The organism is Clostridium sp. TJA032 (genome assembly GCF_058310275.1).
Genome location: NZ_JBZEFB010000001.1, coordinates 856,253 through 870,907 on the forward strand (window position 1 = coordinate 856,253; position 14,655 = coordinate 870,907).

The 14,655-nt window shown below is 25.6% G+C and carries 10 protein-coding genes; 2 read left to right on the plus strand and 8 right to left on the minus strand.

The window, feature by feature from the left end; genetic code table 11:
• Nucleotides 1-226 precede the first annotated feature (226 nt).
• Complete coding sequence (locus tag AC4FRL_RS03895) at nt 227-3,631, minus strand: AAA family ATPase (protein ID WP_491138892.1); 3,405 nt, start codon at nt 3,629-3,631, stop codon at nt 227-229.
• A gap of 360 nt (nt 3,632-3,991) precedes the next feature.
• Here AC4FRL_RS03895 and AC4FRL_RS03900 point away from each other — a divergent pair, with 360 nt between their 5' ends.
• Nucleotides 3,992-5,086, plus strand: a complete 1,095-nt coding sequence (locus AC4FRL_RS03900; RefSeq protein WP_491138893.1) for a ribose-phosphate pyrophosphokinase — start codon at nt 3,992-3,994, stop codon at nt 5,084-5,086.
• Nucleotides 5,087-5,150: 64 nt separating this feature from the next.
• Here AC4FRL_RS03900 and AC4FRL_RS03905 read toward each other — a convergent pair whose 3' ends face one another.
• The 3 genes from AC4FRL_RS03905 to pulA all read right to left on the minus strand — a co-directional run bounded on the left by AC4FRL_RS03905 (nt 5,151) and on the right by pulA (nt 9,466).
• Nucleotides 5,151-6,218 carry a PRK06851 family protein gene (locus AC4FRL_RS03905; RefSeq protein WP_491138895.1) on the minus strand — a complete coding sequence of 356 codons (1,068 nt, stop codon included), beginning with the start codon at nt 6,216-6,218 and terminating at the stop codon, nt 5,151-5,153.
• A gap of 165 nt (nt 6,219-6,383) precedes the next feature.
• On the minus strand, nt 6,384-7,358 hold the full coding sequence (locus AC4FRL_RS03910) for a polysaccharide deacetylase family protein (RefSeq protein WP_491138896.1): 975 nt from the start codon (nt 7,356-7,358) through the stop codon (nt 6,384-6,386).
• A gap of 143 nt (nt 7,359-7,501) precedes the next feature.
• Nucleotides 7,502-9,466: a type I pullulanase gene (gene pulA / locus AC4FRL_RS03915; RefSeq protein WP_491138897.1), complete on the minus strand. Its 1,965-nt coding sequence runs from the start codon at nt 9,464-9,466 to the stop codon at nt 7,502-7,504.
• A 171-nt stretch (nt 9,467-9,637) separates the two neighbouring features.
• Here pulA and lepB point away from each other — a divergent pair, with 171 nt between their 5' ends.
• Nucleotides 9,638-10,180, plus strand: coding sequence for a signal peptidase I (gene lepB, locus AC4FRL_RS03920; RefSeq protein WP_491138899.1), 543 nt, complete (start codon nt 9,638-9,640; stop codon nt 10,178-10,180).
• Nucleotides 10,181-10,201: 21 nt separating this feature from the next.
• On the opposite strand, the gene AC4FRL_RS03925 is transcribed toward lepB, so the two are convergent.
• The 4 genes from AC4FRL_RS03925 to AC4FRL_RS03940 all read right to left on the minus strand — a co-directional run bounded on the left by AC4FRL_RS03925 (nt 10,202) and on the right by AC4FRL_RS03940 (nt 14,607).
• On the minus strand, nt 10,202-11,026 hold the full coding sequence (locus tag AC4FRL_RS03925; protein ID WP_491138901.1) for an outer membrane protein assembly factor BamD: 825 nt from the start codon (nt 11,024-11,026) through the stop codon (nt 10,202-10,204).
• A gap of 47 nt (nt 11,027-11,073) precedes the next feature.
• Nucleotides 11,074-11,343, minus strand: a complete 270-nt coding sequence (locus tag AC4FRL_RS03930; protein WP_491138902.1) for an ATP cone domain-containing protein — start codon at nt 11,341-11,343, stop codon at nt 11,074-11,076.
• Between the two features lie 131 nt (nt 11,344-11,474).
• Nucleotides 11,475-13,490 (minus strand): LTA synthase family protein, encoded by a 2,016-nt coding sequence (locus AC4FRL_RS03935; RefSeq protein WP_491138904.1) that lies wholly within the window; start codon nt 13,488-13,490, stop codon nt 11,475-11,477.
• Nucleotides 13,491-13,653: 163 nt separating this feature from the next.
• Nucleotides 13,654-14,607 carry an aromatic acid exporter family protein gene (locus AC4FRL_RS03940; protein ID WP_491138906.1) on the minus strand — a complete coding sequence of 318 codons (954 nt, stop codon included), beginning with the start codon at nt 14,605-14,607 and terminating at the stop codon, nt 13,654-13,656.
• Nucleotides 14,608-14,655 lie beyond the last annotated feature (48 nt).

Below are 14,655 nucleotides of genomic sequence, written 5' to 3' on the forward strand. Positions count from 1 at the left end.
ACTCCCTCCCTATTTTTAATTTTATTTTAATTTTTTAAATTAAATTTTATTAAATTTAACTCTATGTTTTAAAATTATATCACTTTATAAAATATTAAAAATTAAAATTTAATTACTTTAATATTTCATAAAAACTCTAATAAACAAAACCTAGTATAACTTTATATTATACTAGGTTTTATTTATCTATATTACTTTATATTTATCTTTTATACTTAAAATAGTCCTAATTCTGTGTTATGTTCTTCTTTAAAAACAACTCTACCCCTTTTTGTATATCCTCTACTGTAATTTTATTTATTGTACTTGAATCAAAACCTTCATCACAAAGTCTAACACTTTGCACTCTTATTAAATTATCTAAAAACTGCTTTATCATAAGTCCATTTTTAAGAGCTAATTCTCCAAATTTCTTTTGCATATCCCCAATAGAGTTTTCTAAAGTTTTTTTAACTTCCTCTTCTAAAGTAAAGCCCTTTTTAACTAAAGTACTTAAAGCAATATCATATAATTCTTTTTCATTATAATTGCCAAAGTCAATCCAAAGAGGAAATCTATAATTTAACCCCTCATTACTTAAAATAAGCTCCTTCATTTTTCCTCTTATTCCACCTAAGACAATTATTATTCTATTACTATTGCTATCTATAAATTTTATAAGGTCTGATACAATCTCATTATATCTTTCTTCTCCATAGAAAGTATTCCACTTATCTATATAAAGCACTTTCCCAGTATGCCTATTTAATATATCTTCTACTTTCATACCTGAGTTAATCATAGCCATAAATTCATACTTATCTATTTGAACTATATTTTTAGCCTTAATTATTCCCATGCTATATAACATTTCTGAATATATATTTAAAACAGTCTTTTTCCCTGTTCCACTCTCACCTGTAAATACCATATTCATATACTTATTTAAATCAACTTTAAAACCAAGCTTCTTTCTTTTTTCTCTTATTTTCATTAGTTTATATTGTCCTCTTAGAAAATCCTTAAGTTCCTCATTACCTATTAAATCATTTAATCTCTTTTCTAAGTCAAAGTGATTATCATATTTTATTGCATTCATAGCTTTTATATCTTTTGTATTTATAAGATTCATTTCATAAACACTTATATCACTTTCTGCAATTCTAATACTTTGATTTCTTATAAGTTGTTCTACATAATTTCTTACCATTCTTCCATTTCCAGATTGAGCATCTGAATTTTCATATATATCAACAAAATTTTTCTTAAGCTCTGAATAGGCATTTTTAGAAAGCTTAAAACCTTTAGATTCTATTAATTTTATTGCCATCTCTAAAAGTTCATTAGGATTATAGTCTTCAAATTTAGTCCAAAGAGGAAATCTTGACCTTAAACCTATATTAACATCAAAAAAGTTTTCCATTTCCTCCTCATATCCTGCTAAGATAACTATTACCTCTCCTGCATAATCCTCTATTAATTTTAAAAGTGTTTCTATAGCTTCCCTTCCTATAGAATCATTAGCTAAAGTATAAGCTTCATCTATAAATAAAACACCACCTATAGCTTCTTTAAATTTTTCCTCTGTTTTCTTTGAAGTTTCTCCTTGAATCTCTGAGACAAAACTTGACCTATCAGTTTCAATTAACTGTCCAATTTTTAAAAGACCCATACTATTTAACATTTCAGCTACTAATCTAGCTATACTAGTTTTTCCTGTTCCAGGATTCCCTGCAAAAACCATATTTAAATTTTGTTCTATCTTTGTGTTTACTCCAACAGATTTTCTTTTTTCTTGAGCTATAATAAGTTTATACTGACTTCTTAAAAAGTCCTTAACTTCATCAAGGCCTATTATTTCTTTTAATTTTTCTTCTAAATTAAATTTTGCACTTACCTTAAAGTTAAAATTATCTTTCTCTAAAAGGTCAATAGCTCTTTCCTTATTTACTAAATATTTTTTAGAGGCATCCATTATAGCATTTTCTACAATATTTCTAACAAATCTTGCATTCCCTAAATCACTTTTGCCTACCATTTGATTTTTAGAAAATAATTCAATAAGCCCTGCCTTTGCATTTTTTGCAATTCTATATCCCTTAGATTTTGCAATGTTAACTGCTATTTCATACATTTCTGAAGGGGTATAGTCTTCAAATTTTATTACATTTGGAAATCTTGATTTTAAGCCTTGATTAAAACTTAAAAACTTTTCCATATCCTTTTCATATCCTGCTAAAATAACTGTTATATTATCTCTATTATCTTCTATTCCCTTTAAAAGTGCATCTACTATTTCATGTCCTGTTTTATCATTTTCATCCTTACATAAAGAATATGCCTCATCTATAAATAAAACTCCTCCTAAGGCAGATTCTATTATTTCATTTGTTCTTCTTGCAGTATCATTAATTCCATCCCCTATAAAATCTGCTTTACTAACCTCTTTAAATATATTTTCTTTTATCATTCCTAAAGCATATAAATATTCAAAGGTTATTCTTGCTGCATTTGTTTTTCCTGTTCCAGCATTTCCTGCAAATATCATATTCAAAGAGATTTTAGTTGTTTTTAATCCAAGTTTCTCTCTTATTTTTTGCACCTTAAAGTTATTTTCTATCTTATCTATAAACTCTTTAAGTTCCCTCATTCCAATTATTGACTCTAACTTATATCTAACTTCCTCTAAAGTTGGATTTGTATAATTTCCTAAGTTATAAATCTTATCATTAGATTTACAATAAATACTATCATCCTCTACATATATAAGTAATCTACTGTTTGCCTCAATAGACTCTTTTCTAATTACATTTATTATAGGCTTACATATTTTATAAGATATGTATTCTTCTAAGCTTAAACTTCCCTTCTCCCTAAAATTATCTTCTATATAATTACAAAGTCCTGCTCTCTCATCAATTTCTTGATTTTCATCAAGACCTATTATTATATCTATATCAAATTGTTCCTTTACCTTATCTATTTCTTTTAATAGTTTCTTCTTTATTACCTTATTTTTATCCTTTTCACTTAAAGCCCTTCTATATAAAGTTTTATCCTTATTTATTAAAAACTTATTACTTATGTATTGAACATCCTCATCTTTATCCTTATTATAAAGAAAAATAAAAAACTTATTATTACAGATAATTTTATTTACAACATTTTTATTAACCTCTTTATCAAAATTTTTAGCTTCAACCAAAAATTTATTTTTTATAACATAATTATCCTTTAACATTAAACAAGAATTAGGTTTTATTTCTGAAAGAACCTTTAAAATTTCTTCACTTGCCTTATCTGTGTTTTTAAATACTACACCTTGAGAATCATTATTTAACTTTTCATATAAATCTGTTAAAAAGGCATTATAGCCTAAATTAAATTTATATGCTGCTAAATCTATTTCATCAATTTTATTATTTTTAATAAGTTTATAAAAATTAAGTTCATTAAAAAAATACTTTAACACACTATTTTTAAATATATCTCTTTCTTCTATTATAAGTAAAATACCTTTACTATCTTCCTCTATTTTTTCTTTAAAATAATCACATAACTCATTATTAAAGGTTTTTTGACCAATAAATTCTTCATTTAGTTTTTTTTCTATTTTAGAAAATTCCTTTTCTACAAAATCTTTATCTCTCATAACTTACGCTTCAAAACTTATTTATGAAGCTCCCTCCTTTTATATTTTTATATATTTATTCTAATTTTATCTTAAGGCTTAAATATTAACAACTATTTAACTTTAATTATTAATACATAATAACTTTTAAAAGTAATTACTTATGATTTAATTTTTAAATGAATTTAACTTAATATTCATATTTCTAAAAAATTTAAATAGTCTGATAAAGAAATTTTAATATTTTTTATAAAATTTAGTACAAATTTATGATAAATTGCTATTTTTAAAAGTAAAATATTCGTATATAATATAAATGAATATATCTTAGTATTTACAATTATAAATATTTTAAATAATCATCAAAAAGGAGATAGAGGAATGAATGAACAAAATCATGGATTAGGTATTATAGCACTAGAAAGTTGCACAGAACTTGGTAGCGCTATAGACAAGCTTATACAGGAGAAAAGAAATTGTGAAGAATCTTTCTTAATTAAAACTGACGAAATAAGATTCTCAAATGGTGAAGGTAAAGTTAAAATTCCAGAGTCTGTAAGAGGAAGAGATATATACATTCTTTGTGATATAGGTAACTATAGTTGTACATATAAAATGTTTGGCTTTGAAAACCATAAAGGACCTGATGAGCATTTCCAAGACATAAAAAGAACAGTTTCTGCAATAAGAGGAAAGGCTAGAAGAATTACAGTAATAATGCCTCTTTTATACGAATCAAGACAACATAGACGTAAAGGAAGAGAATCTTTAGACTGTGCTTTAGCACTTCAAGAGCTTGAAAGATTAGGTGTTGATGAAATTTTAACCTTTGATGTTCACGACCCTAATGTTCAAAATGCTATTCCACTAATGTCCTTTGAAAACTTCTACCCAACTTATGATATAGTTAAAGCTTTAATTAATAATGAAAAAGATTTAGAACTTGATAAAGAAAAACTACTTGTAATAAGCCCTGATACTGGTGCTATGGATAGAGCTATATACTACTCAAGCGTTTTAGGAGTTGATGTTGGTTTATTTTATAAAAGAAGAGACCATTCTCGTATAGTTAATGGTAAAAATCCTATAGTAAAACATGAATACATGGGAAGAGAAGTATCAGGAAAAGATGTATTAATAGTTGATGACATGATAGCTTCTGGTGAATCTGTACTTGATATTGCTAAAGAACTTAAAGGAAGAAATGCTAGAAATGTCTACATAGCAACTACTTTTGCATTCTTTACTGAAGGATTAGAAAAATTTAATAAATTCTTTGAAGAAGGAATAATAAAAAGTGTTTATTCAACTAATTTAACTTATATCCCTGAAGAATTAAAACCTGCACCTTGGTTTAAAGCAGTTGATTTATCTGATTTTATTGCTAAAATTATAAACAGATTAAATTACGATAAATCTGTAGCTTCATACATGGATGCAACTCATATAATTCAAAGATTATTAGAGGAAAAATAATAAAATTATAAAGCATAAAATGATAAAAAGATGCTCTCTTATTTTAAGAAGAGCATCTTTTTATTTATTTAAATAAACTATCTAAATATTTTAAAGCCTCCTTAGAATTAAAATATTTGTAATAGATATTATCTATTTTCTTTTTAACTTCTTCTCCTTTTTTCAAAAATTCAGTTCCAAGAGATATTTGCTTTTTATATTCAAAAGAAACTTTATTTATTTCCTCTTTATGAATTTCATCTACATCTCCATCAATGTATATATCATAAACATCTATTACATAATCCTCTTCAGAATTTGGAAAATATTCATGAGGTGCTGTACTATCAAAAATTGCAAAGTTTAATTCTCTACAAATAACCATATCCTTGCTATCTGGGTCAAACCCACAATTATAAATCTCTATATCATATCCTAAATCACAAAAAGCCTTAGCTATTTTTTTTAATAAAGTGGATTTTCCAGTTCCAGCCCTTCCCTTTAAAAAATATCTTTTTAATCCATAAGTTATACTAGGTACTTTATCTTTAGCTCCATAAGGAGTAGCACCACCTAAATATCTTTCAGTTACATCTCCTTTTCCTTCTTTTTTTATAGCATTTTTAGACAATAATAAAATAATATCCTCTGCTAGTTTATTTGCCTTTTCTATATTTAAATAAGGAAAATAAATACTCTCCCAAACATCATGAATATTTAAGGCTATTTCAAATTCTCTATTAGCTTTTTCCATATAACCTTTAAATTTATCATTTAAATTTTCTAAATATCCTCTATTTTCTTCTATTTTATCTTTTAATAAAAATCTATCTAAATCTATTATATTAACTTTATGAAAAGCCTTATCTAAATTGAAAAAAGAGTGCATAGGACTTCCATTAAAGACAGCTATATCTTTATCTCTTAAGATAACACCCTCTATTTCATTAAGATCTATAGTACTTAAAATAACCTCAATTTTTGAAAAAGATTTATTTTTTTCAATAAACTCTTTTAAAAAATTACTTTTAAAGATATTGCTTCCTCCATTTAACAGATAAATATTTTCTACTTTCTTTAATATAGAATTATAAAGAGGCCTAAAGCCCTTTGATGTATTTCCGCATCCATAATAATAAATTATATTTTCCATTTCTTCTCCTTAACAAAATCCATTTCTTAAATTATTATATTTTTTACTTTTAAAATAAGTTACAATAAATAAGAGAGCTAAATTCATAAAATTAGCTCTCTTATTTATATTAAACAAAAATTTATTAAAACCTTTTATTATAATAAATAATATGTTTTCTTTATTTTAACCATTATTTTGTTCTTTAGAAGCATTATCTCCACTTTGAGAATTACTACTATCTACAGGTGTATTTTTTATTACCTTAAAGGCATAACCATGGTCTTTATAGAATTTAATTATAGCTGGTAAAGCTTGTACAGTTTCTTTTTTCGCAGCTGCATCATGCATTAATAAAATAACATGATTTAAGGTATCTATATTCTTAGCTGAATTTTGAACATACTCATCTATAGTATAATGTCTACCTGTTGCGTCTCCTGTTTCAGCATCCCAATCTATACTGACTATATTATTTTTTGCAAGTGCTTCATCTAAAGCCTTTAAGTTAGGGTCTTTATAATATCTTCTAGACATATATCCACCAGGCATTCTAATAACTCTAGCATTAAAATTATCCCCTAAAACACTTCTCATTATTTCATTAGTTTCATTTAATTCACTCATAAACTTATTTACATCAACGGAATTTCCAGGATATATAACTTTGTAATCATGAGAAAAACTATGACTTGCTATAGCATTCCCTTCTTCTATTTCTTGCTTTAAAAGCTCTTGATTTTCTTTATTATCCTTTAAAGCAGAACCTATATCAAAGAAAGTAGCATGTACACCTTCTTCTTTTAAAATCTTTAAAATTTCTCTTGTATTTTCACTTGGGCCATCATCAAAGGTTAAAAATATCTCTTTATTATCATCTGAAGCTTTTCCTTGAAGCATTTTTTCAACTTCATCGGCACTAACTGCATAAGAATCTGCACCATAAATTATATTTCCATTTGGCATTATATCTGTTTCCTTTGGCTCCTCTTTCTTTGTTTCCTCCTTAGCTAAAGCTACAGTATCTTTATTGTCCTTGTTAAAGAATATTGATTTTATTCCAAAACCTAAAACAATTAAAACAACAAGCCCTATTAAAAGAACTGCAACTCTTCTTTTAAAATACTTACTCTGTCTTCCTTTTTTTACTCTGTTACTCACAAAATTCATCTCCATGTCTATATAATTTCTTAATCTCTCTTATCTATAATAAAACTTAAAAAAAGTTTTTTTGTTACAAATTCTTTAAATTAAACTTATATTAACAAATTAAGATTTAAAAGTTATTTTTTAATTAAGAAACTTTAATTATTAAGCTTTTTAAGAATCCATGCAGACTTTTCTGATAAATTTAAAACATTTTCTTCCTTACAAACAATATTAGTACCTGCAAAAAATTTATTTACTAAAACTCCCCAAACTCCCTTAGGTAATTTTACTTCTCTTTTCTCTCCACTATTAAAAATTAATATAAATTCATCTATAGTATCTTTTAGACTATAGGCAACTATTCCTTTTTTATTTTCACAAATTTCTTCTTCTATAAATAATATTTTCCCCCTTATTTCTTCACTACTATTTAATCTAAATAAGGAATATTTTTTTCTTAAACTTATTAAGCCCTTATAATATTTAAATAAATCAATATTAGTTACTTTATCATTCCAATTAATTTTATTTACAAAATCATTAGAATTATAACTATTTTCTATAATTTCTCCCTTTTCATTAAATTTACTCCTTAAAAACTCCTCTCCACAATGTATAAAAGGAATTCCTTGAGAAGTTAAATAAATAGCTGCACTTAATTTATTCATAGCTAAAATTTCTTCTCTTGTTGCATTTTCACAAACAATTTTAAGCTTGTCATATAAGGTATTATTATCATGAGATGAACAATAATTTACTGTTTGATAAGGTTCCTTAGCCCAAGGAGCTTTTGAATAATTTACCTTATTATAATCTATATCCTTATGATAAATAGATGCAACTATACCAAACTTAATACTTTCCTCAAAATTCTCTCCATAGTTTACAAATCCACCTTCCTTTAAATTTGATACATGACCCTTTATTCCATCTCTCATATCATCACTAAAAGCACCTATTTGCATTTTATCAAAATCTTTTATATTACATTTAAAAGAAGCTTTATCTTTAGGAAGAGGTGATTCTCCTCCATTCCATCCTTCTCCGTATATTAATATTGAAGGGTCTATTTTATTTAACTCTTTTCTTATTTCTTTTAAGGTTTCAATATCATGTAAAGCCATTAAATCAAATCTAAAACCATCTATATGATATTCTTTAGCCCAGTACATTATAGAATCTATAATGTACTTTCTTACCATAAGTCTTTCTGAAGCTAATTCATTTCCACAACCAGAACCATTAGTAAAATTTCCAAATTCATCTTGCCTATAATAATATTTAGGATAGGATAGATTTAAATTAGAATTTTCTAAAGAGTACGTATGATTATAAACAACATCCATAACAACTCTTATTCCTGCTTTATGAAGCTTAAATACCATTTCCTTAAATTCCTTAATTCTAACTTCTCCTTTATATGGATTTCTAGAATATGACCCTTCAGGCACATTGTAATTTAAAGGGTCATATCCCCAATTATACTGCTCTTTATCTAAATTTTCCTCATCAATAGTTGCAAAATCAAAAGCTGGTAATAAATGAACATGTGTTATACCTAATTCTTTTAAATGATCTAAAGTAGTTTTAACCTCTGTCTTAGGAATCCTTGTACCCTTCTCTACAACCCCTAAAAATTTTCCTCTATTTTTTAAGGAAACCCCTGAACTTTCATCTATTGAAAAATCTCTTATATGCATTTCATATAAAATTGAGCTTAAATAATCTTTAAGATAAGGTTTTTTATCCTCTTTCCACCCTTTAGGATTAGTTTTATCTAAGTCAATAACCATTCCTCTATACCCATTAACTCCTAAAGCCTTAGCATATGGGTCAACAAATTCTCTACAAAAGCCTTCTACTATAATACGATATTTATAATAAACACCATTTAAATCTCCCATCTTTTCAACTTCCCAAAGTCCTTTATCTTTTTTATGAAGTTTTAAAGTTTCTATTAAGGTATCTGTATTTCCATCCTTATAAAGTAAAAGCTCTAAACTTAAAGCTTCAGGAGACCAAACTCTAAATATTGTTTTCTCCTTGCTATATATAATCCCAAGTTCTCCCTCATAATAAAATTTTTCATTAAACTCTTTAGAATTAAAATTTTTACTCATAAAATCTCTCCCTTAAATTTCGGTAACGTTACCAAAATCATATATAAATATAACTTAGATTAATTATATTAAAGGAATCACAAAAATTCAACTTAAAGTAAATTATAGTTCTTATTTCTATTAAAATAAAATATTCTATACTATATTAATTTTAATAAAGGATTCTTATCTATGAAATTTTTAAATAACAAATTAAAAATATCAAATAAAATTCTCAACCTCTTAATTGGCTTTTTCATTATGCTATCCTTAATTTTAATATTTTTCTTAAATAACATTAACATAGCAATTGTTATTGGTTCCTCTATGGAAAATACCATTCATGATGGTGATATATTAATTGTAAATAAAAAATCCTATAATTCTCAAAGTCCTAAAAGACAGGACATAGTAAATATCTATTCTCCTTTAAAATATGATAGCTATTTAGTAAAAAGAATTGTAGGTATGCCTGGAGACCTTATAGAAATTAAGGACTCTTCTATCTATATAAATAATAAAAAACTTTCTGAACCCTATATAAAAGAAAAAATGACCAACGCTTATCCTCTTAAACTTAAAATACCAGAAGATAAATTTTTTATTATGGGTGATAATAGAAATGTTAGTTTAGATTCAAGAGACCTTGGCTTAATAAAGGGTTCTCACATAGAAGGAAAGGTTTTATTTAAATACTGCATAAAGGAACATAAGTTTAAATTAAAAATAACCTAGAGAAAACTCTCTAGGTTATTTTTAATTTAATTCTTTTTTTATACCATCTTTTACTTCTACTACCTTCCAGTTCTCTTTATCTACTAAGTATTGACATATGAAGGCAGGTTCTGGTTTTCCCTGTGGTTGATAATATTTATTTATTATAAAACCAACTTTTCCATCACCAAAGTCATAAACTTCATCAGATTTTAATTTTAAAAATTGGTCTTTTTTAACAACCCCTAAATTCTCTACAGTATTTAAGGCTTTACTACTTAAGTTTTCTTCTTGCTTTTCTTTAGGCTTTTCTTCATTTTTTTTATTTTCCTCTAAATCTATTTTTTCATCTAAACTCTTTAATTTAGAATTACCACTTTCTAATAAATCTTTAACGTTATTTCCTAAATAAGAAATATTTTTTATGGATTTAGTTAAAATATCTCTAGCTTCTGAAAACTTACCTTCATTTTCTAAATCATTAACCTTTTCCATATCTGAATAAAAATCATCAATAGCCTTTTTATCCTTATTTATTTCATCTTTTAAATTTTTAACTTCTCCACTTATTAAAGCTTCGTTTTTATTTTCTTCAACCTTTTTTAAACTATCTAAAGCAACATCTAATTTAAAATCCTTATAGGCTTTAGTTGCTACTACATAATCGTAAGTTAAATTATAAAGACTTGTAGCCTCTTCCTTATCCTTTGAGTCTTCTTCGCTAGCAGTTTTAAAAATTGCTGTAGCCTCCTCATAATTTCCTTCCTTTATAGCTTCTTTTCCTTGATCTATTAAAGTATTATTTCCACAGCCTACAAAACCTAAAGTAAATATTAAACATGATGCTACAACTATTTTTTTAATCATAATATTCTTCTCTCCCATTTCCCCTTAATAAATTAACTAAAAAAATTTTATTTTTTATATGTAATATAAGCTTTTAAAACTTCACTAAATTTTTCATTTTTTAATGCTTCAATTAAAATTCCTATTACTTCATAACTTGAAGTTTCTTTATTTTCTCCTCTTAAAAAAAGTAAAGTATTTTCTACATCCTTAGCAATTATATCTATATCTGATTTATTTAAAGTTAAGTCTATATCATTAGCAGCATTACATAAACTAGTTGATAGTTTTTCTAATTTAAATTCCTCAATTCTTCCATCTTTTTTTATTATATTCATAATATCCACCTCTTACAATTATAGTATAATTTAGTAATTCTTAAATTAAGTATATCATTTACATTTTATTCTTAAAAGATAAAATATAAAAAAATAAAAAGGCTATTTCAAAAATAGCCTTCCCATTTTATTTATTTTATAGTTATAGAATTACTACTACTTAAAATTTTATCATACTTTCCAATTTGACCAACAGATATTTCCTTCATGTTAGATGGTATATCCTTTGTTGATAAAGTATTTTCATCAATAAACTCAGTTTCCTTTATTTTACCATTTATAAGAATCTTGCTTTTATAGTTAAAGTTTTTGCCTCTAACCTCTAAAGTATCACCATCTATATAATAATTATCTAAAGTTACTTTCTCTAAGCCCATATCCATATTAGTCTTTTTATACTTTTCTTTATTATCACTTAAAATATACTTATCTCCAAATAACATATCGTATTGAAGAAGTTCAAACTTTTCATTATAGTCTTCACTATTTTTAAAAGAATTATGGAAATTTGGCATTACTCCAGATACCATATTAAGCTTGTCTAATATATAAGTAGTAAACTCCTCAGCTTCCATATTTACATTTTCCTTTTCAAGTCCTATGTTATCCCAGATGAAAAAGTCTGATAAATATTTATCTCCTTCTTTTAAAACACTTTCATCATCATTTATAACCTTTAAAGATGGAAGGTGGTCTCCAAACATTGCAATAACTGTAGGCTCACCTGATTCTTCAACGTAATCTATAAGCTCCTTTATATATTCATCTACACCTTGTAACTTTTTAATGTAAAATTGTAGCTCATTTCTTTCTTCATTATCTAAATCTCCATCTACTGTATATTCTTCAAAATCTGAAGAAGAATATCCTCCATGACTTTCAACTGTTACATTATAAATAAATTGTGGCTTATCGCTACTAGATAAAATACTTTCTATAGGTTTTATATTTAATACATCCTCTGGAAATTCACCTTCTTCATTAGTTGGCTTGTCCATATATTCCATAGAAATATATCTATCAAAACCTAAGTTAGGGTAAACTGTATCTCTATTATAGAAGTTACCCTCATAGTTATGAATAACACTTGTATCATATCCATAATCATGAAGTATATAAGCTAAACTTTCAACTGGTTGTTTCTTTAAAATATTATTATTAGGTATTTCTCCAACTGGTAAATAATCTGTACTAAGTCCTGTTAAAACCTCAAATTCACTTCTAACTGTTCCTCCACCATAAGTTGGAACCTTTAAAAATCCATGAGTTGATTCAGAAGCCACCTCTCTAAAGGTAGGAATTGGATCTTCCTCAAAGGTTAATCCATTTATCCTTTCTAAATCCATAAAAGATTCTAACTGAACAATTATTATATTTGGAAGTCTTGCTGGCTTAGCAGTTACCATTTGTTCACTATTACTTGCTAATTTTTTTTCTTCAGATATATTATTTTTTATATCATCAATAGAATCTTTATTGTAATTTTCAGGTTCTTCAACCTTAAATCCCGCTGCAGTATCTAAAAATGAATATATAAATCCATTTTTAGCATAAGAAGTTGGTATATCCCACCTTAAAACATCTATATGATTTTTTGCTACTACAAAAAATGAACTAACTAATAAAACGCTCAATGGAAAAACTATAAATCCATAAGGATTTAAAATCTTATTTCTGCTCTTATATCTTTCTGTAAACCATAAAATCCCTAATATAACAATTATAACAAAAAACCCTATAATAACATATTTTAAAAGACTTAAATTTAAATAGTTACCTGCAATGGCTAAACCCTCTTTAAAAGAAAACATATCTGCCCATATAAGTGGGGTACCTCTAAAACTTACCATTAAACCACTTACTGCATAAAAACCTAATAACACTATGCTTATTATTGCATATACTAGTCTAGTTTTCTTAAAGAAGAAAGCTATTGAAGTAAACATTAAAAATATTAAATAGTTAAAAATAAATATGTTGGTTTCCCCTATTAAAAATTTTTTACCATTTTCAATAGAACCTCTGTGAAAAGACTCCCCTAAAAAAACTAAAATAAAAGATAGAGAAATCCATAAAAAGATATTAATCCCTAAATTAATTAAAGTTTTTTTGTTAATAAAGATCTCTTTAAAGTACTTCTTGTTCATTTTATGCCTCCCTTAAAATGAGTGTAAGAACCAAAATCTAACCATTAACAATTAAATTTATAAATCTATATTGATTATTCTAACTTATTTAAGTATTTTATGCTATTTTAATTTTGTTAATATTCGTTTAAAGAATATCTAAGCTTTTTTTAAAAATTAATATTTACTTGCTAATATAACATTTATTTTTTGTTTTTATAAATAGTTCTAAATCATTAAGAAACTGAAAAAGCATTGCTCTATTTTCAAATTCTTCCCTAGTAACTGGTAATTCTTGTTTACTAAGTTCTCTTTTTAATCTTTCTAATCTGTTTAGTAAAATATTTATATTAACCTCTTTTCCTATAACTGAAGCTAATTCCTCTGTAAAGTTTGCAACTAATTCTGTCTGTTCTACAGTTTTAGAAATTCTTGAAAAATGCTCTCTCATATACTTTAAAATTTGAAGTTGAACTTCTCTCATATCTATATAATGTATATAATATTTAAAATCTGAAAATAAATAATTATTATAATTATCATTTGCTCTTTTTTTAGCGATATTTATTCTCTCCTCAAGTTCATCAAAGAGCTTTTGTTCCTTTATAGAAACACTATGAGTTCTTAATGAATAGGCCATATCCATAAATATTTCCTTTATTTTCTCTGAAATATAATCTATATCTTCTTTTATTTTTTCTTCATTTTTTGGCATATAACTATTTAAAACTAAAGCAACTAAAACTCCAACTAGCATAAGTCCTAATTCATTTGTAATCCAATAAAGATTAACCACCTTTTCAATTAAAAGATGAGTAACTAAAACAGAACTTACAACAATTCCATCTGTAATTTTTAATTTAACTGTAAGTGGTATAAATATCAAAAGATATAATCCAAAAACAATTGGATTAAAACCTAAAGTTAAAAACAAAATAGAGGATACTATTAAAGCTACAATAAAAGATTCTATTCTTTTCATAGCTATTTTAAAAGATTCTCTTTTTGTACTTTGTACACTCAATATTGTTATTATTCCAGCTGAAACCCAGTAGCTAAGGCCAATTTCCTTTGCAATTAACATAGCTATAACAGTTCCTATAGCTGTTTTTAAAGTTCTAATTCCTATAAATTTCATTCTAAACTCCATATATTAATAATTAATTTTGCTTATATGCTTATAATA